The organism is Dryocola sharpae, from assembly GCF_051307055.1.
Taxonomy (GTDB): domain Bacteria; phylum Pseudomonadota; class Gammaproteobacteria; order Enterobacterales; family Enterobacteriaceae; genus Dryocola.
In genome coordinates this window covers 1,909,828-1,935,555 of the sequence record NZ_CP149994.1, presented here as the reverse complement: position 1 = coordinate 1,935,555, position 25,728 = coordinate 1,909,828, and the positions used below count along the sequence as shown (strand labels likewise).

Genomic DNA, 25,728 nt, shown 5'->3' with positions numbered 1-25,728 from the left:
GGGCGGGCAAGGCACGTGTATAAAAGCACTGGAGAACATCATGGCGCAGTATTTAAAAAGCAGTAAATCTTTATCTGAACGTCAGCAGGCTAATAAACAGGTTAGCATTGCGGTGGAAAACATCCTTGCCGATATAGAGCAGCGCGGCAATCAGGCTATTCGTGAGCTGTCGATTAAATTTGATAACTATGACCGTCAGGATTACCGCCTGACGCCCGCTGAAATTAACGCCTGTATTAAACAGCTGAGCCGCCAGGATATAAAAGATATCGAATTTGCTCAGCAGCAGGTGTTTAATTTTGCCAGCGCACAAAAAGAGTGTCTGTTAGATCTGGAAGTGGAAACCAGGCCGGGCGTTATTCTCGGGCATAAAAATATCCCGATTAATGCCGTGGGTTGCTATGTGCCCGGCGGCAAGTATCCCCTGCTCGCTTCAGCGCATATGTCGATCATCACCGCCAATGTAGCAGGCTGCTCGCGCATCATCAGCTGCGCGCCTCCTTTTAAAGGCCAGCCGGCGCCGGCGATTGTCGCGGCCCAGTCAATGGCGGGGGCGACGGAAATCTATGCCTTAGGCGGCATTCAGGCTATCGGCGCTATGGCCCTGGGAACCGATACTATCGCCCCCGTCGATATGCTGGTCGGGCCGGGTAACGCATTCGTAGCCGAGGCCAAACGTCAGCTCTTTGGCCGGGTGGGTATCGATCTCTTTGCCGGGCCGACGGAAACGCTGATTATCGCAGACGAAAGCGTTGACGCCGAAATGTGCGCCACCGATCTGTTGGGCCAGGCGGAACACGGCGTCACCACGCCGGCCATTTTACTCACCAACTCGCTGAAGCTCGCGCAAGAGACTTTAAAAGAGGTTGAACGCCTGCTTACCCAGCTGCCGACGGCGGAAATAGCCCGCCAGGCCTGGCAGGATTATGGCGAAGTCATCGTCTGCGAAAGCTACGAAGAGATGCTGCAGGAAGCCGACCGCATTGCCTCTGAACACGTCCAGGTGATGACCAGCCGCGACGACTGGTTCCTTTCTGAAATGACCAACTACGGCGCGCTGTTCCTGGGCCCTCGCACCAACGTGGCCTACGGCGACAAAGTGATCGGCACCAACCACACCCTGCCCACGCAGAAAGCGGCGCGCTATACCGGCGGGCTGTGGGTCGGCAAATTTATGAAAACCTGCACCTGGCAGAAGGTGCTGAGCGACGAGGCCTCCGCTGAAATTGGCAGCTACTGTTCTCGTCTGTGCCAGCTCGAAGGTTTCTCTGGACACGCAGAGCAGGCCAATATCCGCGTGCGCCGCTACGGCAACCGCGACGTGCCTTATGCCGGTTCAGTTCCGGTAATCGACGTAGATGAGGCCGTCTGATGCTCACGCTTCCCTCTGCCCCTGATTTCCGTCTGGACAATCAGCGGGCGCTGGTGACCGGCGGCTCAAAAGGCATCGGCTTTGCCGCAGCGATAGCCCTTGCCCGGGCCGGAGCGCAGGTCTGGATAGCCGCCAGAAATCTCCGGCAGCTGCGCGAAGCCGCCGAACTCGCCGCGCAGGACGGGCTGCAGCTGCAAACCGTGGCGCTGGATATTACCGATACGGCGCAGGTCAGGCAGACGCTGGGCCAGCTGCCGGCTTTCAATATTCTGGTTAACAGCGCCGGGCTGGCCCGCCATCAGCCCTTTCTGGAAGTCAGCGAGGAGAATTACGACGCGGTGATGGCGCTCAACCTGCGGGCGACGTTTTTCCTGAGCCAGCAGGTCGCCCGCCGGATGAAGCTGCGCGATATCGCCGGCTCCATCATTCATATCTCATCGCAGATGGGACACGTCGGCGGGCCCGACCGCAGCGTTTACTGCGCGTCGAAATTCGCGCTCGAAGGGCTGACCAAAACGATGGCGCTGGAGCTGGGAGAGGCGGGTATTCGGGTCAACACGCTTTGCCCGACCTTTATTGCCACCGAGCTTTCCCGTGCGAGCCTGGCCGACCCGGCCTTCAGCCGCTACGTGCTGGACAATATCAAGCTGAAGCGGCTTGGCACCCTTGAGGACGTGACGGGGCCTGTGGTCTTTCTGGCCTCCCCGGCGGCGGCGTTAATTACCGGCGCCGCGCTGCTGGTCGACGGCGGGTGGACGGCCACATGAGCGAATCCGCCAACGCTTTTCCGCTGCTGGATAACCACGGCGTGCCGCTGATTTTACTTGGCGGCACGCTGTGTAATCACCGTCTGTGGCAGCCGGTCATTAACCAGATGAACGTCAGCAACGTGAGCAGCCTTACCGTCAGCGGCGCCAGCTCTGCGCCCGCGCTGGCGCAACGGTTGCTCAGCGCCCTGCCGCCGCGTTTTTGCCTGGCAGGATTTTCCCTCGGGGCCATCGTTGCGCTACAGATGCTGGCGGACGCGCCGCAGCGCCTGGCCGGGCTGGCGCTGCTGTCGGTTAATCCGCTTGGCGACGCGCCCGAGAACGCCGCCGGCCGACGGGCAGCGGTGCAGGAGGCTAGTCGCCAGGGCATGGGAAACTGGCTAAGCGCGGCGATGTGGCCGCGCTATGTCGCCCCGGCGCATCTTGCCGATCCGAAGCTGCACGCCGTCATCACACAGATGGCCGATGAATGCGGCCCGGAGGCTTTTGCAACGCAGACTGAAATCGCCGTTACCCGCGCCGATAACCGCGCCGCGCTGAAAGCCTTCGCTGCGCCGACGCTAATCCTCAACGGCGGCTACGACGCTATCTGCACCCCGCAACATCATCTTGCCGCAGCCGAAGCTGCGCCGCACGCGCGCTGGATAACCCTGCCGGACAGCGGTCATTTTTTGCCGTTAGAGGCGCCGGATACGGTGGCCGGCGCCCTGCGTAACTGGATAAAGGAGACACTCTTATGAGAAGCAATACGTTAAAGGCGGCTTTCCGCCAGCAGCAGCCGATTATCAACGGCTGGCTCGCCATCCCTTCCGGCTACAGCGCCGAGATTGCCGGGCATCAGGGCTATGATTCGGTTACCGTCGATATGCAGCACGGCATGATCGATTTCGCCAGCGCGCTGGCGATGCTGCAGGCCATCTCAGCCACGCCTGCCCTTCCGCTTGCGCGCGTTAACGCCAACGACCCCGCGCAGATTATGCGTTTGCTGGATGCCGGCGCGTGGGGGATCATCTGTCCGATGGTTTCAACGCCGGAACAGGCTCGGCAATTCGTTGCGGCCTGCCGCTACCCGCCGCTGGGCAATCGCTCCTTCGGCCCGGCACGAGCGTTGCTGTATGGCGGCAAGGATTATCCCCGGTACGCAAACGACGAAATCCTTACGCTTGCCATGATTGAAACCCGCGAAGGATTAAAAAACCTGGACGCGATTCTGGCAACCGACGGGCTGGACGGCGTATTTATCGGCCCGAACGATCTCTCGTTAACCCTCACGGGCAGCGCCAGCGCGGAATCGCAGCATCCGGAGATGCTTGCCGCCGTTGAGCTTGTGCTGGCCCGCAGCCGCGAGCACGGCAAGATCGCCGGGATTTTCTGCACCTCCGGCCAGGCCGCAGCGGACCGCCTGGCGCAGGGCTTTCACTTTGTTACCCCCGCCAACGATGTTATGCAACTTGGCCGCGCCGCCCGTGAAGCTGTCGCTCTGGCGCGCGGTGAAACCCCGTCCGCCAGCGGCACGTCTGGCTATTAAGGAGAATCACTATGCAATATGTAACGCTGACACAAGAAGAGGCGCGCCGCCGTCTGGTGCTTCCGCAAGACCGGGTATCCTGCAGCGTGGCGTTTATCGACTGTAAGCTGCCGGGCTCTCATCTCAAGCAAAACTATTCGTTTGTCGGCCCGGGCGTCACCCAGTCGGCATCGCAGGTGGTGAATATTCCCGAGGCGCACGGTTTTAACATTGGCGCCGCCGCCATGCCCAAAGGCGTGACCAACAATCAGCATCTGCATTTCACCGCCGAAGTTTTCCTGATTCATGAAGGAAGCTGGCGTTTTCGCTGGGGAGCGAACGGCGAGCATGAAACCGAGCTCAGCGCACCGGCGATTCTGTCGATCCCGACGTGGATTTTCCGCGGCTTTACCAACGTCAGCCCGCAGGATACCAGCGGGATGGTATTTACCGTGCTTGGCGGAGATAACACCGGCGGCATTATCTGGCATCCGTCAATCCTTGAAGCCGCCCGTGAATACGGCCTGTACCTGAGCCGCGACAATATGCTTATTGATGTGGAAGCAGGCGACGCCGTGCCCGCCGAAAGCGAGCTGTTACAGCCGCTGGCCCCTGAATATATCGCCGCTCTGCGCGATTACTCCGTTGAGGAAATGCAGCGGCGGGCGGTGACGGGCGAACAGCGGCAATGGTCAGGCCAGGCGCTGCTGGACGCCGTTCTGCCCGGCCACGGCGCGGAACTGGCCCCGGTCATCGGCTTCGGCATTTCGCAGGATCGTAATAACGCCCCGCCGATCGTCAATCCCCATGGATTTTCCGTAGAGTGGCTACGAATTCAGGACCAGCACAATGTCGGGCTGCACTGTTGCCCCGACGTTCAGGTGCTGATGGTCTTTAAAGGCACCCTGGAGGTGACCTATAACCGGCAGGGCGAGGAGGTGACGATCGTTGCCGTGGAAGGCTCCGTTGTTTCGGTGCCGGGCGGCTGCTGGCGGCGCTACCGGGCGACTGAGGGGGAAATGGAGGCTACCCTGACGACCAGAGGCGATCAACGCAAAGCGCTTTACTGGGATCGCGATATTATCGGGCGGGCTCAGGAACATGACCGCTGTCTCGATCCTGATGGCTACGTGGCAATTGCCAGTATTTTACCCGCCACGGCACGCCGGGCCGGGGAAAAAATCGCGTACGCGAAATAAAGGCGATTAATTAACTGAGAGGGTTCTGCTGATACGCGCAAGGCCCTCTTTTCCCTTTACCTTTGTTCGCTCCTGCCGCTCAATTGCCTTCGCTGACCGGAGTACAAACGTTGAGCGTTGACAGGTTGATATATTGTGCAAGCTCACGCTGCTCCGCGCGGGGCAGATACGGCAGCTCGCCCACCAGCGGCCCGGGCAGTTTTTTACGCAGCACGTCGATGATTTCAGCGTAGTGGGCTAAGCCCGGATTAATACGGTTCGCCACCCAGCCCACCAGCGGCAGGCCGTCGTTAGCAATGGCCTGCGCCGTCAGCAGCGCGTGGTTGATACAGCCTTCCTGGATACCCACCACCATCAACACGGGCAGCTGTTCCTGCACTACCCATTCGGACAGCGGACGGAGATCGTTCATCAGGCTGCGCCAGCCGCCCGTGCCCTCAATCACAACGTGATCGGTCCGGGCGGCCAGACAGGCGAGGCCGTCGGACAGCAAGCTGTAGTTGATTGGACAGCTGTGATTGACGCTGCTCTCTTCTTCGCTCAGGGCGATGGGGTTAATAGCGCTGTAAGGCAGCGTCAACGACGAAACGCCCTGCAGAACCAGCGCGTCTTTATTACGCAAACCGTCCGGCGTCTCTTTGCTCCCTTTAGCGACCGGCTTATAGCCGACAACGCATTTTCCGCTGGCAGCCAGCGCCTGCAGCAAGGCGCGGGATACCACCGTCTTGCCGACTGCCGTATCGGTACCTGTGATAAAGAAACGCTTAAGCATGCTAACTCCCGGGGCAATACGCAAAACTAATTAAGAATGTGAATAATTCAGTCCCGGAAGTCTAAAAGAAGAGTGAAACGCCCAGATTGAGATAGCGCAATTTTTAGTGGATCAATGAAAATGATTATCCCTGCAGCAGGCGAATCAGTAACGAACCGTTATACATGGCGTCTTTTACCAGCGCCGCCCCCGCCATCGTCCCACGGTGGTTATACTGGGTGCTTTCGACGATCATGTGCTGGCTGTAGGCGGGCAGCGCCTGCTGGCGAATGCAGCTTGTAATGGCCGGATGGAGGATATCCGCTGCGCGGTTGAACGGCGAACCTATCAGAATTTTTTGCGGGTTAAACAGGTTCACCATGATGGCGAGAATGCGCCCGACATTGACGCCAACGCCGAGGATAATATCTTTGGCGAGAAGGTCGCCCTGCAGGGCCGCATCGCAAAGCGACTCTACCGTCAGGGGATGCTCGTGAAGCATCGACCCCAGCGACTGGTTCATTCGCAGCTGGGCCAGCTCCAGCACGCTTTCGACGCTGGCGATGGTTTCCAGGCAGCCGTGGTTGCCGCAGTAGCAGCGCTTGCCGTAAGGATCGACCTGCGTATGGCCAATCTCCACCAGGCTGCTGCTGCCCGCGTGCAGCAGGCGGCCATCGGTGATAACGCCTGCGCCAACGTTGTGGTCGATAACAACCTGAATGACGTCGCGCGCGCCGCGGGAAGCGCCGAACAACCCTTCGGCCATAGTCCACGCGCTGATATCGTGCTGAATAAATACCGGGACGCCGGTATGGTTTTCCAGCATTTCGCCCAGCGGCATATCGCAAACCTCGTAAAACGGCATACGGTGCACGATCCCGCGTACCGTATCGATAATGCCCGGCAGGGTAATGGCGATGGCGGTCAGGCGTTCGAGTTTATCCTGATGACGTATAAAAAATTGATCCACCTGGCTGATAATACGTTCAGGCAGAGGATTCGGATCTTCAACCGGGAGTGAAACGGTATCTTCGACAATCAGCCGGCTGCTGAGGTCGTGCAGGCCAAGGGAAATCTCGCCGCGGTTAATGCGCACCGAAAGATAGTGCCAGGCTTCCGTCTCGAGCATTAAGCCTACCGCCGGCCGACCGCGGCTACCGGGATCCTGAATTTCCGTCTCCTGCACCAGATGCGCTTCGAGCATCTCGCGCACGATTTTGGTAATGCTGGCTGGAGCAAGCTGCGCCAGACGGGAAAGATCGATACGCGATACCGGGCCATGGCTGTCAATGAGGCGGTAAACCACGCCTGCATTCGTTTGCTTAATCTGATCGATATGGCCCGGTTGGCTATCAGCAACCACGTGGTACTCCCTTTATTTTCGCGCTTCGAAATAAACTTTCGGCTATGGTGAAACACTTCAAGCGGGCTAGTCAAATATTTACGTAGGGTTGTGATTTACCGCACATAATAACGCGGATTTGCGCTTATTCTGGCCCGCAGGTCGCCTCGGTTAGCAGCGCGCTGATGCGAAGCGCGGCGCCTGAAAGCTCGCGATGTTTTGGCCACACCAGCCACATTTCCGAGCGGGCTTCCTGCTCCTGCAACGGCAGCCACACCACGTCGCTTAACCGTATCCGCTGAAATGAAGCAGGTAAAATAGATACTCCAAGCCCCGCAGAAACCAGACCGATAATCGTCATCGCCTCCCCCACTTCCTGGGTGATATAGGGGGAAATGTTGAAGCGGTGCAGCAGGCCAAGAATATCGTCATACAGACCGGTACCCACGTGCGGATCAAAGAAGACGAAGGGCTCATGCGCCAGATCCTGAAGTGAGATGGATTGATAAGCGGCCAGAGGATGATCGCGGTGCACCATCGCCAGCAAAGGCTCGCGCAGCACCAGTTTCCATGCCAGCGTCTCCGGCAGGCGCGTATTGCGCATTAATCCCAGCTCCAGTTCGCCGTCGTTAAGCGGCGCAATCTGCTGGCGCGTATTGATTTCACGCATCTGGATATGCACGTCCGGGTAACGTTTTCTGAACGTTGAAAGGCTGTCCGAGACGCCTTTAATAAAGGGCGCGGAAGAGGTAAAGCCTATGCGCAATTCCCCCGTTTCCCCGTGATGCAGGCGTTCGGCGCGTGCCGCCGCCGCTTCAACCTGCCCCAGAATCTGGCGCGCATCGGTCAAAAATTGCTGCCCCGCCGCCGTGAGATTTACGCTGCGATTGGTGCGTGCCAGCAGCCTGGCGCCTGTCTGCTGTTCGAGGATCTGAATCTGCTGGCTTAAAGGAGGCTGGGAGATACGCAGCCGCGCGGCGGCTCGCCCAAAATGCAGCTCTTCTGCCACCGCCACGAAATAGCGTAAATGACGCAGTTCAATATTCATATTTTAAACATATCAATTGAGATTATTAATATATTAGACAGAACATTCGCCGTTTTCTACTCTGTCAGGAAAGCCACGCCCTCCGACTTTCCTAAGGATCGATTTTGAGCCGTACATCCTCCGCCAGCGCCGCTCCGGCAAGCGACGTTGACGAACACATTTCCGCAACGCCTGCGTCAGCAGCTTACATTAAACGCGGCACCTCCCAGTTTATGCGCGTCACGCTGGCGCTTTTCTCCGCCGGTCTGGCCACGTTTGCGCTGCTTTACTGCGTGCAGCCCATTTTGCCGGTGCTCTCGCATGAATTTGCCGTATCTCCCGCCAGCAGCAGTATTTCCCTGTCGATATCAACCGCTATGCTCGCCATCGGTTTGCTGTTTACCGGGCCGCTCTCCGACGCCATTGGGCGTAAGCCGGTGATGGTTGCGGCTTTAGTTCTCGCCTCCTGCTGCACGCTACTTTCCACCATGATGACAAGCTGGCACGGCATCCTGATGATGCGCGCGCTGACAGGCCTTTCTCTGAGCGGCGTTGCCGCCGTCGGTATGACTTACCTCAGCGAGGAAATTCACCCAAGCGTCGTGGCCTTCTCTATGGGGCTGTACATTAGCGGGAACTCCATCGGCGGCATGAGCGGCCGGCTGTTAAGCGCGGTGATAACGGACTTCTTCAACTGGCGTATTGCGGTGGCGGCGATTGGCTGTTTTGCGCTGGCCTCTGCGCTGATGTTCTGGAAAATTCTGCCTGCATCCCGGCACTTTCGCCCTTCTTCCCTGCGCCCTAAAACGCTGTTTATTAATTTCCGTCTGCACTGGCGCGACCAGGGCCTGCCGTTGCTGTTTGCCGAAGGTTTCCTGCTGATGGGCGCGTTCGTCACGCTGTTTAACTACATCGGCTATCGCCTGATGGAGGCGCCGTGGTTCTTAAGCCAGGCGGTGGTGGGCCTGCTTTCGGTCGCTTATTTAACCGGCACCTGGAGTTCGCCAAAAGCCGGTGCGATGACGACGAAGTTTGGCCGCGGCCCGGTCATGATTTTCTCCACCGGCATTATGCTGTCGGGCCTGGTGCTTACCCTGTTCTCACCGCTAATCGTGATTTTCATCGGCATGCTGTTGTTCTCTGCCGGTTTCTTTGCGGCGCACTCCGTTGCCAGCAGCTGGATTGGGCCGCGCGCGAAACGTGCCAGAGGCCAGGCATCTTCTCTTTATCTGTTCAGCTATTACCTCGGTTCAAGCATCGCAGGTACGCTGGGCGGCGTGTTCTGGCACCAGTTCGGCTGGTATGGCGTCGCCGCTTTTATCGGCGCACTGCTGGTGATGGCTTTACTGGTTGGCAGCCGTCTGCACCAACGGGCGCACTAACCGCCAGCGGGCCTCGTTTTTATTAGCGCTTTTTGCTATTTTCGCTGCGTTAATCACACTTACGAGGCCCTATGGAAAAGCAAAACTATAAGCATCTTACCCGCACCTTCCAGCGCCTGTCCCGCTTCGGACATCTCTCTGCCATCGCCGGATGGGACATGTTCACCAACATGCCGCCAGCCGGCAGCGCCGCGCGCGGCGAAGCCCTGGCCGAACTGAGCGTGCTACAGCATCAAATTCTGACCGATAAAAAAATTGCCACGCTGCTGCAGGCCGCCGCGCAGGAAGATCTGAACGACGTTGAGCGCGCCAACCTGCGTGAAATGACACGCCAGTACCAGGAAGCGGTGCTGCTGCCGGAATCGCTGGTGGAAGAAAAGTCGCTGGTGGGCACCCGCTGCGAACACGGCTGGCGCACCCAGCGTCCCGCCAACGACTGGCAGGGCTTTGCTGCCAACTTAAAAGAGGTGGTGCGCGTTAGCCGCGAAGAAGCCAGACTGCGCGCTGAAGCCAAAGGTAAATCGCGCTACGACGCGCTGCTCGATCTTTACGAGCCGGGCATGACAAGCGCGAAACTCGACGTGTTGTTTGGCGATTTGCGCAGCTGGCTGCCTGACCTGCTGCAAAAAGTAGTGGCTAAACAGGCCCGGCAGTCGGTGATGATGCCGGCTGGCCCTTTTGCTACCGGGACCCAGCGCGAGCTTGGCCTGGAGATCATGCAGCTGCTTGGTTTCGATTTTAACGGCGGGCGCCTGGACGTGAGCGCGCATCCTTTCTGCGGCGGCGTGCCTGAAGATGTCCGCATCACCACCCGCTACGATGAAAACGATCTAATCACCTCGCTGTTTGGGGTGATCCATGAAACCGGGCACGCTCGCTACGAGCAAAATCTTCCGCGCGAATGGCTGGGGCAGCCGGTTGCCCATGCCCGCTCCACGGCCATTCATGAATCGCAAAGTTTGTTCTTCGAAATGCAGCTTGGCCGCAGCGCAGCGTTCCTCAAGCTGCTGCTGCCAAAAGTTATCGCTCGTTTTGGCGCGCAGCCTGCTTTTGAGATGCAGAATTTTGTCGCGCTGAACCAGCGCGTTGAGCGCGGTTATATCCGCGTGGATGCCGATGAAGTAAGTTATCCGGCTCACGTGGTGCTGCGTTACGAGATAGAACGAGCGCTGATTGAGGGCGATATTGAAGTGGAGGATATTCCCGCGCTGTGGGACGAGAAAATGCAGCACTGGCTGGGACTGTCGACGAAGGATAACTATCGCAACGGCTGCATGCAGGATATCCACTGGACTGACGGCGCCTTCGGCTACTTCCCGTCTTACACGCTGGGCGCCATGTACGCCGCGCAGCTGTTTAACGCAGCCAAACGCGCGCTGCCGCAGCTTGAAAGCGATATTGCAGAAGGGAACTTCACGGCATTGTTCGACTGGCTGAGCCAGAACATCTGGCAGCACGGCAGCCGTTTCACCACCTCGCAACTTATCACCAACGCGACAGGCGAGGATCTTAACCCGTTGTACTTCCGCAAACATTTAGAGGCTCGTTACCTGTAACCCCTGACGCCGGGGCACGCGTACCCGGCGTTTTACCTGCCCCATTCCCTCTTGTACATTCCGTTACACGCCGATACCAGTCACTCACTGAAGGTTTGCAACGGCAGGCCTATAGTTCACCTCAACGGCCCCGCAGTGGGGTTCACACACAAACAAATTCGAGGATGTCGAGATGAACAAAGTATTAGCGCTGGTTGTTGCCGCTGCCATGGGTCTGTCTTCTGCTGCTTTCGCTGCTGAAACCACTGCTGCTCCGGCGCCTGCCGCTACCGCCGCTGCTCCGGCTAAAGCGCCGGTAAAAACCACTCATCACAAGAAACACAAAAAAGCCGCTACCGAGCAGAAAGCTCAGGCTGCTAAAAAACACCACAAAAAAGCGGTGAAAACCGAAGCTGCAAAACCTGCTCAGAAAGCGCAGGCCGCTAAAAAGCACCATAAAAAAGCGGCCCACGCAGCGACCAAACCAGCCGCTCAGCCAGCGGCATAAGTTTGCCGGGACGCTCCCGGAATGAAGCCCAATGAAAACACCCGGTTCGCCGGGTGTTTAGTTTGCCGGTAACCACCAAAAAAGCGTAGTTTTTTGGCGCCTGGGGCAGGCCTGAAAACAGTATCCATGGTGCATGGAAATGGGTATTTCAGAACGCCCGGTTCGCCGGATGTTTACTTCTGGAGTCCGGGTGATGTTGCGACGCTACGGTTTTGAAATCATCCTTTCGCTGCTGATCGTCTGCGGCATTATTACCTTCAGCTTCTGGATTTAAAGGCGTAGCACGCTGTTTTTACTCCCACTTTCTCCGCGGCCCGTCTATAGTTATGCCATCGGGTTTATACAAAAATCATAATTAATCGCCCCACAGAGAGTGATATGTACAAAAGAGTTGTATTGCTGTCAGGCGCTTTATGTTTATTACCGGCCCTGTCACAGGCCGATAATGACAACGCTGCGGAAGTGAAAACGTTGTTTTTTGGCAACGATGACCGAACCCAGGTGGACCATCCCGCCGACAGCCCGTGGGATGCCATCGGCCAGCTGGAAACCGCCAGCGGCAACTTATGCACCGCCACCTTAATTTCACCTCATCTGGCCTTAACGGCCGGGCACTGTCTGCTGCAGCCTCCCCGCGGTAAAGCTGACAAAGCCGTCGTATTACGCTTTATCTCGCTAAAAGGGAGATGGCGTTACGAAATTCACGATATCGAAGGCCGGGTGGAAAGCTCCCTCGGGCGACGTTTAAAAGCGGACGGCGACGGCTGGATTGTGCCTCCCGGCGCGGCGCCGCACGATTTCGGGCTGGTGATATTGCATAACCCGCCTTCGGGCATCACGCCCCTTCCCTTGTTTACCGGCGATCGCGATGCGCTGACCGAAGCGTTAAAAGCGCAGGATCGTAAGGTCACGCAGTCAGGCTATCCTGAGGATCATCTGGACGACCTTTATACTCATACCGACTGCCTGGTCACCGGCTGGGCGCAAAACACCGTTCTGTCGCATCAGTGCGACACGCTGCCGGGCGACAGCGGTTCACCCCTGATGCTTAAAACCGATAGCGGCTGGCAGCTGATTGCCGTGCAAAGTTCCGCGCCTGCGGCAAAAGATCGCTATCGCGCCGATAACCGTGCCATTTCAGTCACCGGCTTCCGGGATCGCTTAGAAGCGCTGGCAAGCCAGTAGCATCGCCTGCCAGAACAGTAGCCCTGCGGTACGCCAGCTATACGGTTTCAGGCAATTTTGATGATGATCATGCCCGTCAGCAGGAGGATCAATCCCAGCCAGCCTTTGCGGTTCAGCCGCTGTCCAAAAAGCAGCCAGCCGGCGGCGAGCGTCGCGGCAATCCCAAAGCCGCCCCATAGCGCGTAAGCCACTGAAAGCTCGATCCCCTTAACCGCCTGCGCCAGCGCGCTAAATGCGGTAAGCACCGCCAGCAAAGAAAGCACGCCGTAGAGAGGGCGACGGAAGCCGTCAGACTGTTTAAGGAATACGTTGGCGGCAATTTCCAGCACGATGGCGGCCAGTAACCAGGCGGCGTGTACCCATTCAAACGACGCCATGGTCACCTCCCCGGGCCGTCTGCCGCTTACAAATCTTCTTTGTGCTGGTTCCCGATTTAATTAATGCAATACCCACCACCAGCGTGGTTAAGCCAGTTATTTTCAGCAGGGAGATGGACTCGTCGAACAGCAGAACGCTGAACAACGTAATAAATAAAATACCCGTACCTTCCCACATGGCGTAGGCCACGCCAAGGGCGATACGCTTGACCGAAAAAGAAAGTAAAATATAAGAAAATGAGATCATCACCAGCATAAAAATATAACCGGCGTTACTGTCACTTACGCTTGACCACTTCATAGACAGCGTGCCGGTAATTTCAGCGGCGATAGCCAGAGCTAATAAAATCCAGTACAACATAATTTCTCTCCTGACAGAGAAAATAAAGGCGCAGCGGCTTGTCGACTCGCTTTAAGCGAATGACGAAGCAAACCAAAAATGTCAGATGGCCTTACAGCGCACGGCGCGTGCGTGATGCCGGATGCAGGAGAGCGAAACTACAGCGCGTTGCGCCAGTGTTGTTCACCAGAAAGGAAGAAAGCGGAAGAAAAAACAGCGGGGTGATTTATTAATAAAATTTTGAACGGCTTGTTCGTAAAAATAATGTCCATAATATTCACAACGTATCCGCGGTGTTGCTTCTCATCGGTTGCGGATAGTAAATTGTCCTCAGTAGTCAAACACGTCAGATTTGTACCATATTTCACCTTCCCTTCAGCTGGTATTTTCATATCTTTACGTTAGCGTTTAATAAGCGCGTGGGACATATTCTACCTCAGGGAAATAATTAATAGTTAAAGCGCAGGTCCGCAGACAGGTTATAAAAAACCCGGTTCGCGTTGCGAGCCGGGTTAAAAAATGAGTCAGCTGAGTTCAAAGCGTCGGATAATAAACTCCAGCGCCCTGGCGACGCCCTCGGCGCTAATGGTGTGCACCACGCCCGGTTCAAACAGCGTTTCCACCTCGACGCCTTCCTCCGTCAGCGCAGCGGCGGCAGCTTCGCTTTCCGTCCACGGAATGACCCGATCGTCGATGCCGTGCACCAGCAGCGCTGCGGAATCTGCCGCTGGCTGATAAGGCCGAGGGGAAGAAAGTCGCCCTGAAAACGCAGCAACGCCCGCCAGAGGGAAGCGGGCCGTGACCAGCGCGTCCAGCGCCATAATCGAACCCTGAGAAAATCCGAGCAGAATGACCTGGTCTTTACCAGGCGTCACATCATGCTGCCGGAAGATAGCCCCGATGGCGGCATCGAACGCGGCGCGGGCCTCAACGACGCGTTCGGGCCGCGACTGCTCTGTTACGCCCGCTACGCTGAACCACTGGTAACCCTCATCGCCCCCGTCAAAAGGTGCGGTGCCGTTCGGTGAAGCAAAAATAACCTCGGGCATAACCTGCTGAAAATAAAGCCCCAGCCCTTCTAAATCGGCGCCGGAACTGCCCACGCCGTGTAAAAAAATTACTAGCTTTTTCATGTATGTGCTTTCCTTGTCGGCCAGGCCACGTTAACCCACCCGATCTTCCGGCTTCGTACAACGATCTACATAGAATCCCACAGAGTTATCCACCGATTTTGTGGATAACTTTTTACAGGCTGCACGCGCTTACGCCACATGGTGATGCCGGACGAGGGAGAGTTTTCTCTCTCGTTATACCAGAACTACATGCTGTAGCCCGGCTTTTTGGCGAGCGTATCGAGCGCGGGTTTTATCTCTGTGTCGTAGACATCTTCTTTCCAGCGCTCCTGTGCAACCGGCACTAACGCGACCGAAAGCGAGGCGTCCTTTGAGCTGAAATGCTTTTTAATAACGTCGCTGAGCTCTTCCGCCAGCGTCTGTTTCTGCTCGTCTGTCAGCTCACGCGGGAAATATTTAACGGTGATATGTGGCACAGGTATTCTCCATAGCGGTAGTGGTTTGCCTTTATCAGGCGCTGATTAAATTAAACGCGGCGGCAAAAGTTTCAAAGTCGATGCCGTGCTTTGGGGAGTCCAGGCGCAGGCGCAAACGGGAATGTAACGCCTGATAAACGGCGGAGGCATCGGCCAGCGCCTGCTTTTTACCATCAACCGTGAGCTGGCGATTGTTCAGCGTAATGTTACCGCCGTCAAAAACGTGCAGGCAAAGCATCAGATGATGGCGAAAATGCGACTCCGGCCAGGTCGCGACATAGTGGTTGGCCACCTCGAAATCCACGGCATAGTGCCGCTGCAAATCGAAGCGGTAAAGCGGTAACCAGTCTTCTCCTTCGCGCAGGCTAAGCAGATAATCATCCTCAAGGCGCGTCAGGCGGTACACGCCGTGCGGGGTGGTTTGCTCGCTATCGAGTTCAAAGCGCAACGGGGCGGTGAGCGTCCTGCCGCCAAATCCCACATCCGCCAGCCAGCGTTCTTGCGCAACCGTCACCAGCTGTAAACGATGAGTACAGGCAGGCATCCGCTCCGGGCGCGTAATCAATACCCGCGCCGCTAAATCCTCAACCTGAAAACCGATTTCCTGCAGCGCCCGACGCAGCAACGCGTTTTGCTCATAGCAGTAACCGCCCCGCCCGGCCGTCACCAGCTTTTCGAACACGCTGTCATCGTCGAGCAAAATCCGTCGCCCCAGCAGGACATCCAGGTTTTCGAAAGGGATGGCGCAGGTTTGCAGCAAATGCAGCTGCCGCAGCGTACTCAAATCCGGCGCGGAGTCGCCCGTAAAATGGATCCGCGCGAAGTAAGCGTTCAGGTCAAAAGCCATAGACAAATTCCGTTGCGATGTAATCCGGTCACTATATAGAATTGCCCCGGCGCCATATGATCGATGGTGCGATCACAGCATCTCGTTGCGGCTTAGCGCTTCCTGCAGCTCCTTGCGCTGGCGCACCTGCTGCGCAATGGCAAACAGCCTCGGCGTGTGCTTCTCAAACCACTCCTGCCGTGGTCGCCAGCTCATCATCGCCGCAATATAGGCGTCCAGCAGCGTGATCTCTTCACCAAAAACGTATGGCCCGCTACTGACCTGCGACTCCAGCCAGAGATAAAGCTGCTCGCGATACCGGTTCGTGCTGGCAAGTAGCTCATCGGCGCCGCTTTGCGTCCAGCGGGAAGGATTATCGCCGTAGGTGAAAGTGGGATAAACGTTGGCGACAAACCAGACCAGAAGCCGGTAGAAGCGCTGGCGTTCAGGCGTGCCCGCAGGCGGCGCCATATGGGGATGCTTATCCAGCAGCATCAGGGCAATAGCCGCGCTTTCGGTCATCACGGAACCGTCGTCAAGCTTAAGCGTCGGCACCTGGCCGAGGGGGTTGAGCGTTAATAGCGCATCGCGCTGCGGGCCCGGATCTTCGAACCCTTCAACGTTTTCCCACTTGTAAGACTCATTCGTCAGAATGAACATAATTTCGACAATCGCAGAGCCGCAGCCCGGTGCGCCGTAGAGTTTGTACATGATGCTCTCCTGTCTAAAGTGTTTAAGTGTAGAATAAGCCCGGACTTTAAGAGCGATAAGGAAACCCGGCATGAAACCCAAATCAGTAACGCTTTACGATGTGGCGGAATATGCCGATGTTTCCTATCAGACCGTGTCCCGGGTGATCAATCAGGCAAGCCACGTTTCCGGAAAAACGCGTCTGAAAGTTGAGGCGGCGATGGCCGCATTAAACTATGTTCCCAACCGCGTGGCGCAGCAGTTAGCCGGAAAACTAAGCCAGACCATTGGCCTTGCCACCACCAATCTTTCGCTTCACGCCCCCTCGCAAATCGTGGCGGCCATCAAAACGCAGGCAGGCGGGATACACTTCAACGTGGTGATCTCCATGGTTGAGCAGCCGGGGCTTGCCGCCTGTAAAGCCGCGGTGAACAGCCTGCTTTCTCAGCGCGTGGACGGGCTGATTGTTAATATTCCTCTCGAAAACGAAGAGGCTCTGGCAGTACGAAACGCCTGCGGCAGCGTGCCAGCGCTGTTTCTGGATGTCTCCCCGGGCCTGGGCGCCAACCTCATAATTTTCGATCCCAACGAAGGGGCGCGTCTGGGCGTTGAGCACCTTATCAGCCTTGGCCATCAGCGTATCGCCCTGCTCAACGGCCCGCAGGCTTCCGTCTCAGCACGCCTGCGCTTTGAAGGCTGGAAGCAAACGCTGAGCGCCCACGGGCTGGAAGCGGTTGCGGTTATGGAAGGCGACTGGAGTTCGCTCTCAGGCTATGAACAGGTTTCCCGGCTGCTGCGCGAGGGCGAAACGCCCGGCGGGATCGTCGTCGCCAACGATCAGATGGCGCTTGGGGCGCTGCGTGCGCTCGCCGAACAGGGTTTAGCGGTGCCGGCGGATGTCTCCGTGGTGGGCTATGACGACACCGAAGACAGCGCCTGCTTTATTCCGCCGCTCACCACTATCAAGCAGGATTTCAGAAACCTCGGCAAAGCCAGCGTGAACCGGCTGGTGGAGTTAATTCATGATCCCGGCGCTCAGCCAGAGCCGCAGATCCTGCCGGTGGCTCTGGTGGAACGCAAAACCACTGCGGCGCCCGGTGGTAACGCCCCCTCTGCTCAGGCGCTTGCGGATGCGCTGGCAAAGCTTGCGCGCCAGGTGGCCCGGCTGGGATAACCTCAAAACGCCCGCTGCTTCTGTTTTTCCAGGTAGAGACGCTCTTCTGCCGTGGACGTTCTGCCAAGCGCCGCATTACGATGCGGATACCTGCCGAACTTATCGATGACCCGCCGGTGCTCTATTTCAGATTTGAGGGCTGATTTACTGCCAGACTCCTGAAACATTTTCAGCGCAATGTCGTGGACGGCGGCCGATTCTGAGTGCATGAGCGGCATCATTGCAAAATCTCTTTCCTCAACCGCAAGCTCGCTAAACCCCGCCGTTTTTATCAGCTCCTGCGCCAGCACCAGCGCCATGCCGTCTGAGGCCCAGGCAAGGGGATCGTCGCGAAAGAGATTTCGCGAAAACTGGTCCAGGACGATGATTTCGGCCAGCCGCCCTGAAGCGCTTTCTCTCCAGGGAAAAAGCTCGCCGCGCATTGCTGCGTAATGAACGGCGCTAAAGCGGGTCCGGATCTGCTCATCGAATATTTTGTCTGCGTTAAACCATCGTTCGGCGGGCGTCTCTTTAAACCAGAATGTAAGCACGCCTTCATACTCTTTTGCGATTTCAGATTTCATCATTTCACTCCGCATCTTTTTGTAGCAGATGAAGCAAAAACAGACTTTAACTATAAGCCGCTGATACGGAGAGGCTCGGCGCGATTTCTGAACCTTGCGTAGATAAAATGCAGACGGGCCGGCCTTTCTCCAGCTGCGACCGGCAGGCCGATCTTTGCTAAGCGGTGTTATAAATTTGTGAATCACGTCAATTAATCCCGCCATGCTGCTTTACACACCCCGCCGGAGAAACCATATTCCTTTAAATTGTGAGCGCATCGCAAAATTAATTAAGGAACCCGGAATATGATGATCAAAGCAGGCAGCAACGCCGCCACTCTTGCTTGCGTACTGGCCCGACGCGACTGGTCCAATCCGGCCGTCACCCGGCTGAATCAGCTTGCGGCCCATCCGCCTTTTTCCAGCTGGCGATCCCCGGAAGCGGCACGCGAAGATATGCCATCGCCAGCCTTGCTTAGCCTAAACGGCAGCTGGAAATTTAGCTACTTCACCCGGCCGGAAGCCGTTCCTGAAAGCTGGGTTGAGCAGGATCTTAACGGCGCCGATGATATCCATGTCCCCTCTAACTGGCAGATGCTGGGCTACGATGCGCCAGTCTATACCAACGTTACCTATCCGATTCCGGTAAACCCGCCGTTTGTCCCTGCGGATAACGCCACGGGTTGTTACTCGCTCACATTCAACCTTGACGCTGAGTGGCTGGCTGCCGGACACACCCGCATCATTTTTGACGGCGTGAATTCTGCGTTCCACCTGTGGTGCAACGGCAACTGGATTGGCTACGCCCAGGATAGCCGTCTGCCGTCTGAATTTGACTTAAGCCAGGCGCTCAGGGCGGGTGAAAACCGCATCGCCGTCATGGTGCTGCGCTGGTGCGACGGTTCATATCTGGAAGATCAGGATATGTGGCGCATGAGCGGTATTTTCCGCGACGTCACGCTGCTGCATAAGCCGCAGACTCACCTCGCCGATATGCGCGTGGTAACGCATCTCAATGAAGACTTCACCCGCGCCGAACTGGAAACGCTGGTTGTAGTACAGGGTGATGAACAGGAAGCGCAGGTTTGCGTTCAGCTATGGCAAGGCGGCGAGCTGGCAGGTGAAAAGCAGCAGCCGCTCGGCAGTGAAATTATCGACGAGCGTGGCGCTTACGATGACCGTACTACGGTGCGCATACCTGTAGAAAACCCGCTGTTATGGAGCGCCGAAACGCCAGATCTTTATCGCCTTGTGGTGCTATTAAAAGATAAACATGGCGAGGTAATTGAAGCCGAGGCCTGCGACGTGGGCTTTCGTAAAGTGGAAATCTCGCAGGGCCTGCTGAAGCTTAACGGCAAACCGCTGCTGATCCGCGGCACCAACCGTCACGAGCACCACCCGGAAAACGGCCAGGTGATGGATATCGACACCATGCGCCGGGACATTATGCTGATGAAGCAGCATAACTTTAACGCCGTGCGCTGCTCGCACTATCCTAACCATCCGCTGTGGTATCGCCTGTGCGACCAGTATGGTCTTTACGTGGTGGATGAAGCGAATATTGAAACCCACGGCATGGTGCCGATGAACCGCCTGAGCGACGATCCCGCCTGGCTGCCGGCGATGACCGAGCGCGTCACGCGAATGGTGCAGCGCGACCGCAACCATCCGTCGATTATCATCTGGTCGCTGGGCAACGAATCCGGTCACGGCAGCAATCACGATGCGCTGTACCGCTGGATAAAATCCAACGATCCGACGCGCCCGGTGCAGTACGAAGGCGGCGGCGCCAACAGCGCGGCGACCGATATTATCTGCCCGATGTATGCCCGCGTCGATCAGGATCAGCCTTTTCCGCAGGTGCCAAAGTGGTCAATCAAAAAGTGGATTGGCATGCCGGATGAAAACCGTCCGTTAATTCTGTGCGAATACGCGCACGCCATGGGCAACAGCTTTGGCGGTTTCCATAAATACTGGGCGGCCTTCCGTCAGTATCCAAAGCTACAGGGCGGCTTTGTCTGGGACTGGGTGGATCAGTCGCTGATTAAACACGACGAAAACGGCCAGCCGTTCAGCGCCTACGGCGGGGATTTTGGCGATAAGCCTAACGATCGCCAGTTCTGCATGAACGGCCTGGTGTTTGCCGACCGCACGCCGCATCCGGCGCTGTACGAAGCCCAGCAGGCGCAGCAGTTCTTCCAGTTCTCTTTGCTGCGCGAATCGCCGCTGAAAGTGGAGATCGCCAGTGAATATCTGTTCCGCACAAGCGATAACGAACGCCTTATCTGGACGATGAAACAGGACGGCAACGTGCTGGCCCGCGGCGAAGCGCTGCTGGAGATTGCCCCGCAGAGCAAACAGCTCATCGTGCTTGACGATCTGCCGGAAATCACCCGCAGCGGCGACGTATGGCTGACGGTGCAGGTGCAGCAAATTGAAGCAACAACCTGGTCGGAAGCGGGCCACATCTGCGCATGGGATCAATGGCAGCTGCCGGGCGTGCTGGCGGTTCAGGAGCAGACCGTTCAAGGTGAAGCCCCGCAGCTTGAGGCCGCCGGCGACAGCTTCGAGGTCCGCCAGCGTAACCAGCGCTGGATCTTCAGCCGGGAAACCGGCCTGCTGACGCAATGGTGGAAAGATGGCAAGGCCACCCTGCTTTCGCCTCTTCAGGACCAGTTCACCCGCGCCCCGCTGGATAACGACATCGGCGTCAGCGAAGCCACGCGCATCGATCCGAATGCCTGGGTTGAACGCTGGAAAGCGGCCGGCATGTACGAGCTGGAAGCGGAAATGCTGAGCTGCGAAGCGCAGGCCCTTGAGCGCGAAGTGCTGCTGCGCACGGTTCACCGCTGGACGTATCAGAACAAAACGCTGTTTGTCAGCCATAAAACGTACCGCATTGACGATGGCGGCGAGCTGCATATCGATGTGGAGGTGGAAGTCGCGTTCGGCACGCCCGCTCCGGCGCGCATCGGGCTGACCTGCCAGCTGGCAGAGATCCAGCCGACCGTGAGCTGGCTTGGCCGTGGGCCGCACGAAAACTATCCGGACCGCAAACAGTCCGCGCTGTTCGACAGGTGGCGGCTACCGCTGGAGGAGATGTATACGCCGTATGTTTTCCCGACGGAAAACGGGCTGCGCTGCGACACGCAAAGGCTGGAGTATGGCGAAAACCTGTGGCGCGGAAAATTCCATTTTAGCCTCAGCCGCTACAGCCAGCGCCAGCTGCGGGAAACCTCGCATCGCCATCTGTTATCCGCCGAGCCGGGGAGCAGGCTGAACATTGACGGCTTCCATATGGGCGTGGGCGGGGACGACTCCTGGAGCCCCAGCGTCTCGCCAGAATATCTGCTTGAAAAACAACATTATCGCTATTCAGTGAGCTGGGCGCGCCGTTAAGCGCCACGCTTTTATCCGGGCACGCCTGGCCAGCCTGTCCCGTTTTTACCCTAAGGATAAACATCATGTACTATCTGAAAAACACCAATTTCTGGATGTTCGGGCTGTTCTTTTTCTTCTACTTTTTCATCATGGGCGCCTACTTCCCGTTTTTCCCGATCTGGCTGCATGACATCAACCACATCAGCAAAAGCGACACCGGCATCATCTTCGCCAGCATTTCGTTTTTCTCCCTGCTGTTCCAGCCGATTTTCGGCCTGCTGTCCGATAAGTTAGGGCTGCGTAAGCACCTGCTGTGGATTATCACCGGCATGCTGGTGATGTTCGCTCCGTTCTTTATTTACGTATTCGGCCCACTGCTGCAGGCCAATATTTTACTGGGATCGATAGTCGGCGGAATTTATCTGGGCTTTATCTACAACGGCGGCGCGCCGGCCATTGAAGCCTATATCGAAAAGGTGAGCCGCCGCAGCTCGTTTGAGTTCGGCCGCGCGCGCCTGTTTGGCTGCGTGGGCTGGGCGCTGTGCGCGTCCATTGTCGGCATCATGTTCACTATCAATAACCAGTTTGTCTTCTGGCTCGGCTCCGGCTGCGCGGCGATCCTTGCCATCTTACTGTTTATCGCCAGGCCGGAAACGCAGCCGTCTGCGGAAGTGGCCGACTCTCTCGGCGTTAACCATTCGCCGTTTAGCTTCCGGCTTGCTTTAGAGCTGCTGAAAAATCGAAAGCTGTGGTTCCTCTCGCTCTACGTAGTAGGCGTTTCCTGCACCTATGACGTGTTTGACCAGCAGTTTGCCAACTTCTTTACCTCGTTCTTTGAGTCAAACCAGCAGGGCACGCGCGTGTTCGGCTATGTCACCACCATGGGGGAGCTGCTGAACGCCTGCATCATGTTCTTCGCGCCGCTCATCGTGAACCGCATCGGCGGCAAGAACGCGCTGCTGCTGGCCGGGGCGATTATGTCGGTGCGCATTATCGGCTCTTCATTCGCCTCCACGCCGCTGGAAGTGATTGTGCTCAAAACGCTGCACATCTTCGAAATCCCGTTCCTGATCGTCGGCTGCTTTAAGTACATCACCAGCCAGTTTGAGGTGCGCTTCTCCGCCACTATTTATCTGGTATGCTTCTGCTTCTTCAAGCAGTTAGCGATGATATTTATGTCCGTCTTCGCAGGTTACATGTATGACAAAGTCGGCTTCCACGGCGCTTATCTGGCGCTGGGCCTGGTCGCCCTGTCGTTTACCCTGCTTTCCGTATTTACCTTAAGCGGCATGGGGCCGTTACAGGCCCTTCGCGCTTGCGGCAGACAGGATGAGAAACTGGCGTAATAAATGCTGGCGGGCGTGTTGCGTCCCGCCTTTTTCGCCTGGTTTATTTAATGCGGCGCATCGTCAGCGGGTAAGCCGGTAGCTTTCATCAAGCAAATCGAGGATCTCAGCGTCCGGCACCGTATCCAGAAGCACCGTCACCCAATGTTCTTTATTCATATGGTAAGCGGGCAGAATGCCGGGCTGCATCCTCAGCGATCCCAGCAGTTCTGGCGGCACTTTAATGTTCATCACCTCAAGCAACGATGCCCCTTCAAGCCCCAGCTTTTCTGCCTGTATGGCATAAACCAGCGCAAACCATTTCTTTTTGAATTTATGCCTTAACACCGCGTAATCGCTGTTTTTCTGCCACGGATAGTCAGGCTCAACCTGATACCTTTCAGATACGTTTTTAAAGAGTGCTTCACGTTTCATTCGTAGCTTTTCACCTCGTCCATTCCCCATTAAGCGACGTTAACACAGCTTCTCCCGCGCTTGCGACGATGGAAATATGACCAGCATCAAGGAGGATGCAGCAAGCTTTGCGTTGGGCTTCATTTCCTGTCAGGATCCATCGCCGAAATTTGCCATGGCCGCGATCTAACAAACTACAGGACAGGCGATTTCAGCGGCTAAACGTTCAAGGCAAGCAGAAACAACACAGGACTAATAATGAAAACAAAGCACAAAACTGAGGCCGATCACCGCGCCGCCAAAAGGCGCTGGCTCAATTCTCAGGATTCGGGTTATCACAAGGCGATGGGAAATCGCCAGGTACAGATGATCGCCATCGGCGGCGCTATCGGCACGGGGTTATTCCTCGGCGCGGGCGCCCGTTTGCAGATGGCCGGGCCGGCGTTAGCGCTGGTGTATCTGGTCTGCGGCATCTTCTCTTTCTTCATTCTGCGCGCGCTGGGCGAGCTGGTTTTGCATCGCCCTTCCAGCGGCAGCTTTGTCTCTTATGCCCGCGAATTTCTCGGTGAAAAAGCCGCTTACGTCTGCGGCTGGATGTACTTCGTTAACTGGGCGATGACCGGGATTGTCGATATCACCGCCGTAGCGCTTTACATGCATTACTGGGGCGCGTTTGGCGACGTGCCGCAGTGGGTATTCGCCCTTGGCGCGCTGGCGATTGTCGGCACCATGAATATGATCGGCGTAAAATGGTTCGCCGAGATGGAGTTCTGGTTCGCCCTGATCAAGGTACTGGCGATTGTCGCGTTTCTGGTGGTCGGCACGGTATTTCTTGGCAGCGGCAAAGTGCTCGACGGCAATACCACCGGCTTCCATCTGATCACCGATAACGGCGGCTTCTTCCCGCACGGCCTGCTGCCTGCGCTGGTGCTGGTGCAGGGCGTGGTGTTCGCTTTTGCTTCTATCGAGCTGGTGGGCACGGCGGCGGGTGAATGCAAGGATCCGCAGAATATGGTGCCAAAAGCCATCAACAGCGTTATCTGGCGTATCGGCCTGTTCTACGTGGGTTCTGTCGTGCTGCTGGTGCTGCTGCTGCCGTGGAATGCCTATCAGGCGGGGCAAAGCCCGTTCGTCACCTTCTTCTCGAAGCTGGGCGTGCCATATATCGGTGACGTCATGAATATGGTGGTGCTGAGCGCGGCGCTCTCAAGCCTCAACTCCGGCCTCTATTCCACCGGACGTATTCTGCGCTCCATGTCGATGGGCGGCTCCGCGCCGAAGTTCATGTCAAAAATGAGCAGGCAGCAGGTGCCTTACGCGGGGATTCTGGTCACCCTTGGCATCTACGTTATCGGCGTGGTGCTAAACTATTATGTGCCTTCGCAGGTGTTTGAAATCGTTCTGAACGTCGCGTCGCTGGGAATTATTGCTTCCTGGGCGTTTATCGTGGTGTGCCAGATGAAGCTGCGCCAGGCCATCAGGCAGGGCAAAGCGGACGACGTCAGCTTTAAGCTGCCGGGCGCGCCTTTCACCTCCTGGCTTACGCTTTTGTTCCTGTTTAGCGTACTGGTTCTGATGGCGTTCGACTACCCGAACGGCACCTGGACGGTCGCCTCCATTCCGTTGATTGCCGTGCTGCTGGTGCTGGGATGGTTCGGGGCGCGTAAACGCGTCCATGAGATTGCAAACCAGGTTCACGATCATCACGCTGAAGAGCAGCCTGAACAACTTGTTCCTGCGGATGATTTAAGAAGCTGATACGTTACGGCGGGTAAGCTTAGCGATCCCGCCACACCGTTTACCGGATAATCGCCATGACTGCTGTAACCGAATACGTCCTGCTGCTGGACGACAAGCTACATATCTCCGGCACCATGGAGAAATCACGGGTACACACCGCCAGTACGCCGCTGCACCTGGCCTTCTCCTGCTACATTTTTAACGCGCAAAATGAGCTGCTGCTGACGCGCCGCGCTATCGGCAAGGTCGCCTGGCCGGGCGTCTGGACCAATTCAGCCTGTGGTCATCCCCAGCCAGGCGAGGCCATGGCGGATGCCGTTATACGCCGCTGCTATTACGAACTGGGGCTGGCGATTGAAACGCCGACGCTTATCGATGAGTCATTTCAGTACTATGCTACCGACGCCAGCGGCATCGTGGAAAACGAATATTGCCCGGTCTTTTTCGCCCGCACCGCTTCCCGGCCGCAGCCGAATAAAGACGAAGTTATGGATTTTAGCTGGATATCCGTTGAGCAGGTTTTAGCGGGAGTTAACGCCGTGCCCGCGGCTTACAGCCCGTGGATGGTTGAGCAACTGCAGCGGCCGTTGATTCAGGCGGCGTTGCGGCAAAGAATTTTATAAAATTTCCCCTGCCAAACGGCCTGAATAGCTGACAAATTTTGCTGCCGGCAGGCGCCGGAAAACTAACTCCTGCGTTCCCTGGCTTGCGCTTAGTTGTTATTTCACCAACACTTACCCTTAACGTAAAGTGCCTTTACAGTTTTCAAACTTTACCCATAAGTATTAACATACG

At 56.9% G+C, this 25,728-nt stretch carries 26 protein-coding genes; 15 read left to right on the top strand and 11 right to left on the bottom strand.

All coding sequences use genetic code 11. The annotated features are described in order from the left end of the window. Positions 1-40: 40 nt before the first annotated feature. From hisD to WLO31_RS09320, 5 genes are read left to right on the top strand one after another with little or no spacing between them, the layout of a single operon-like run. Positions 41-1,372, top strand: a complete 1,332-nt coding sequence (gene hisD / locus WLO31_RS09340) for a histidinol dehydrogenase (RefSeq protein ID WP_435930166.1) — start codon at positions 41-43, stop codon at positions 1,370-1,372. Further along, entirely contained in the window at positions 1,372-2,139 is a 768-nt protein-coding gene (locus tag WLO31_RS09335) for an SDR family NAD(P)-dependent oxidoreductase (protein WP_435930165.1), read from the top strand. The genes hisD and WLO31_RS09335 overlap by 1 nt, the downstream gene beginning before the upstream one ends. Continuing rightward, entirely contained in the window at positions 2,136-2,879 is a 744-nt protein-coding gene (locus tag WLO31_RS09330; RefSeq protein ID WP_435930164.1) for an alpha/beta fold hydrolase, read from the top strand. The genes WLO31_RS09335 and WLO31_RS09330 overlap by 4 nt, the downstream gene beginning before the upstream one ends. After that, a complete protein-coding gene (locus WLO31_RS09325; RefSeq protein WP_435930163.1) occupies positions 2,876-3,667 on the top strand; it encodes an HpcH/HpaI aldolase family protein in 792 nt (263 codons plus the stop codon). The genes WLO31_RS09330 and WLO31_RS09325 overlap by 4 nt, the downstream gene beginning before the upstream one ends. A gap of 11 nt (positions 3,668-3,678) precedes the next feature. Continuing rightward, a complete protein-coding gene (locus tag WLO31_RS09320; RefSeq protein ID WP_435930162.1) occupies positions 3,679-4,845 on the top strand; it encodes a cupin in 1,167 nt (388 codons plus the stop codon). A 79-nt stretch (positions 4,846-4,924) separates the two neighbouring features. Here the strand turns inward: WLO31_RS09320 and bioD are convergent, their stop codons facing one another. The 3 genes from bioD to WLO31_RS09305 form a co-directional block, all read right to left on the bottom strand. After that, positions 4,925-5,617: a dethiobiotin synthase gene (gene bioD / locus WLO31_RS09315; protein ID WP_435930161.1), complete on the bottom strand. Its 693-nt coding sequence runs from the start codon at positions 5,615-5,617 to the stop codon at positions 4,925-4,927. Positions 5,618-5,741: 124 nt separating this feature from the next. Then, a complete protein-coding gene (mlc, locus tag WLO31_RS09310) occupies positions 5,742-6,959 on the bottom strand; it encodes a sugar metabolism global transcriptional regulator Mlc (RefSeq protein WP_435930160.1) in 1,218 nt (405 codons plus the stop codon). 124 nt (positions 6,960-7,083) lie between these two features. Beyond that, positions 7,084-7,986, bottom strand: coding sequence for a LysR family transcriptional regulator (locus tag WLO31_RS09305; RefSeq protein ID WP_435930159.1), 903 nt, complete (start codon positions 7,984-7,986; stop codon positions 7,084-7,086). A 104-nt stretch (positions 7,987-8,090) separates the two neighbouring features. Here WLO31_RS09305 and WLO31_RS09300 point away from each other — a divergent pair, with 104 nt between their 5' ends. From WLO31_RS09300 to WLO31_RS09280, 5 genes are all read left to right on the top strand, one after another. After that, positions 8,091-9,347: an MFS transporter gene (locus WLO31_RS09300; RefSeq protein WP_435930158.1), complete on the top strand. Its 1,257-nt coding sequence runs from the start codon at positions 8,091-8,093 to the stop codon at positions 9,345-9,347. A gap of 71 nt (positions 9,348-9,418) precedes the next feature. Continuing rightward, positions 9,419-10,903 (top strand): carboxypeptidase M32, encoded by a 1,485-nt coding sequence (locus WLO31_RS09295; RefSeq protein ID WP_435930157.1) that lies wholly within the window; start codon positions 9,419-9,421, stop codon positions 10,901-10,903. Positions 10,904-11,075: 172 nt separating this feature from the next. Next, on the top strand, positions 11,076-11,390 hold the full coding sequence (gene asr, locus WLO31_RS09290; RefSeq protein ID WP_435930155.1) for an acid resistance repetitive basic protein Asr: 315 nt from the start codon (positions 11,076-11,078) through the stop codon (positions 11,388-11,390). Between the two features lie 139 nt (positions 11,391-11,529). Then, positions 11,530-11,664, top strand: coding sequence for a hypothetical protein (locus WLO31_RS09285; protein ID WP_435930154.1), 135 nt, complete (start codon positions 11,530-11,532; stop codon positions 11,662-11,664). Between the two features lie 104 nt (positions 11,665-11,768). Then, positions 11,769-12,575 (top strand): trypsin-like serine peptidase, encoded by an 807-nt coding sequence (locus tag WLO31_RS09280; RefSeq protein WP_435930153.1) that lies wholly within the window; start codon positions 11,769-11,771, stop codon positions 12,573-12,575. 47 nt (positions 12,576-12,622) lie between these two features. Here the strand turns inward: WLO31_RS09280 and mdtI are convergent, their stop codons facing one another. From mdtI to WLO31_RS09250, 6 genes are all read right to left on the bottom strand, one after another. After that, positions 12,623-12,952: a multidrug/spermidine efflux SMR transporter subunit MdtI gene (gene mdtI / locus WLO31_RS09275; protein WP_435930152.1), complete on the bottom strand. Its 330-nt coding sequence runs from the start codon at positions 12,950-12,952 to the stop codon at positions 12,623-12,625. After that, on the bottom strand, positions 12,939-13,313 hold the full coding sequence (mdtJ, locus tag WLO31_RS09270; RefSeq protein WP_435930151.1) for a multidrug/spermidine efflux SMR transporter subunit MdtJ: 375 nt from the start codon (positions 13,311-13,313) through the stop codon (positions 12,939-12,941). Before mdtJ ends, mdtI begins: the two co-directional genes overlap by 14 nt. Before the next feature lie 503 nt (positions 13,314-13,816). After that, positions 13,817-14,425 (bottom strand): alpha/beta hydrolase, encoded by a 609-nt coding sequence (locus WLO31_RS09265; protein WP_435930150.1) that lies wholly within the window; start codon positions 14,423-14,425, stop codon positions 13,817-13,819. Positions 14,426-14,610: 185 nt separating this feature from the next. After that, complete coding sequence (gene pptA / locus WLO31_RS09260; RefSeq protein WP_435930149.1) at positions 14,611-14,841, bottom strand: tautomerase PptA; 231 nt, start codon at positions 14,839-14,841, stop codon at positions 14,611-14,613. 34 nt (positions 14,842-14,875) lie between these two features. Then, positions 14,876-15,688: an arylamine N-acetyltransferase family protein gene (locus WLO31_RS09255; RefSeq protein WP_435930148.1), complete on the bottom strand. Its 813-nt coding sequence runs from the start codon at positions 15,686-15,688 to the stop codon at positions 14,876-14,878. A gap of 72 nt (positions 15,689-15,760) precedes the next feature. Continuing rightward, positions 15,761-16,378 carry a glutathione S-transferase family protein gene (locus WLO31_RS09250; RefSeq protein ID WP_435930147.1) on the bottom strand — a complete coding sequence of 206 codons (618 nt, stop codon included), beginning with the start codon at positions 16,376-16,378 and terminating at the stop codon, positions 15,761-15,763. Positions 16,379-16,448: 70 nt separating this feature from the next. Between WLO31_RS09250 and WLO31_RS09245 the strand changes: the two genes are divergently transcribed. Continuing rightward, complete coding sequence (locus tag WLO31_RS09245) at positions 16,449-17,531, top strand: LacI family DNA-binding transcriptional regulator (RefSeq protein ID WP_435930146.1); 1,083 nt, start codon at positions 16,449-16,451, stop codon at positions 17,529-17,531. A 2-nt stretch (positions 17,532-17,533) separates the two neighbouring features. Here the strand turns inward: WLO31_RS09245 and WLO31_RS09240 are convergent, their stop codons facing one another. Continuing rightward, complete coding sequence (locus tag WLO31_RS09240; RefSeq protein ID WP_435930145.1) at positions 17,534-18,097, bottom strand: DUF924 family protein; 564 nt, start codon at positions 18,095-18,097, stop codon at positions 17,534-17,536. A gap of 282 nt (positions 18,098-18,379) precedes the next feature. On the opposite strand from WLO31_RS09240, the gene WLO31_RS09235 reads away from it, so the two are divergent. Both WLO31_RS09235 and WLO31_RS09230 read left to right on the top strand, forming a co-directional pair. Beyond that, on the top strand, positions 18,380-21,472 hold the full coding sequence (locus WLO31_RS09235; protein WP_435930144.1) for a beta-galactosidase: 3,093 nt from the start codon (positions 18,380-18,382) through the stop codon (positions 21,470-21,472). Between the two features lie 65 nt (positions 21,473-21,537). Next, positions 21,538-22,800, top strand: coding sequence for an MFS transporter (locus WLO31_RS09230; RefSeq protein WP_435930143.1), 1,263 nt, complete (start codon positions 21,538-21,540; stop codon positions 22,798-22,800). A gap of 63 nt (positions 22,801-22,863) precedes the next feature. On the opposite strand, the gene WLO31_RS09225 is transcribed toward WLO31_RS09230, so the two are convergent. After that, positions 22,864-23,214, bottom strand: coding sequence for an MmcQ/YjbR family DNA-binding protein (locus WLO31_RS09225; RefSeq protein WP_435930142.1), 351 nt, complete (start codon positions 23,212-23,214; stop codon positions 22,864-22,866). Positions 23,215-23,451: 237 nt separating this feature from the next. On the opposite strand from WLO31_RS09225, the gene ansP reads away from it, so the two are divergent. Together ansP and idi are read left to right on the top strand one after the other, a co-directional pair. After that, positions 23,452-24,951: an L-asparagine permease gene (gene ansP, locus WLO31_RS09220; protein WP_435930141.1), complete on the top strand. Its 1,500-nt coding sequence runs from the start codon at positions 23,452-23,454 to the stop codon at positions 24,949-24,951. Positions 24,952-25,007: 56 nt separating this feature from the next. Next, on the top strand, positions 25,008-25,556 hold the full coding sequence (idi, locus tag WLO31_RS09215; RefSeq protein WP_435930140.1) for an isopentenyl-diphosphate Delta-isomerase: 549 nt from the start codon (positions 25,008-25,010) through the stop codon (positions 25,554-25,556). Positions 25,557-25,728: the final 172 nt, after the last annotated feature.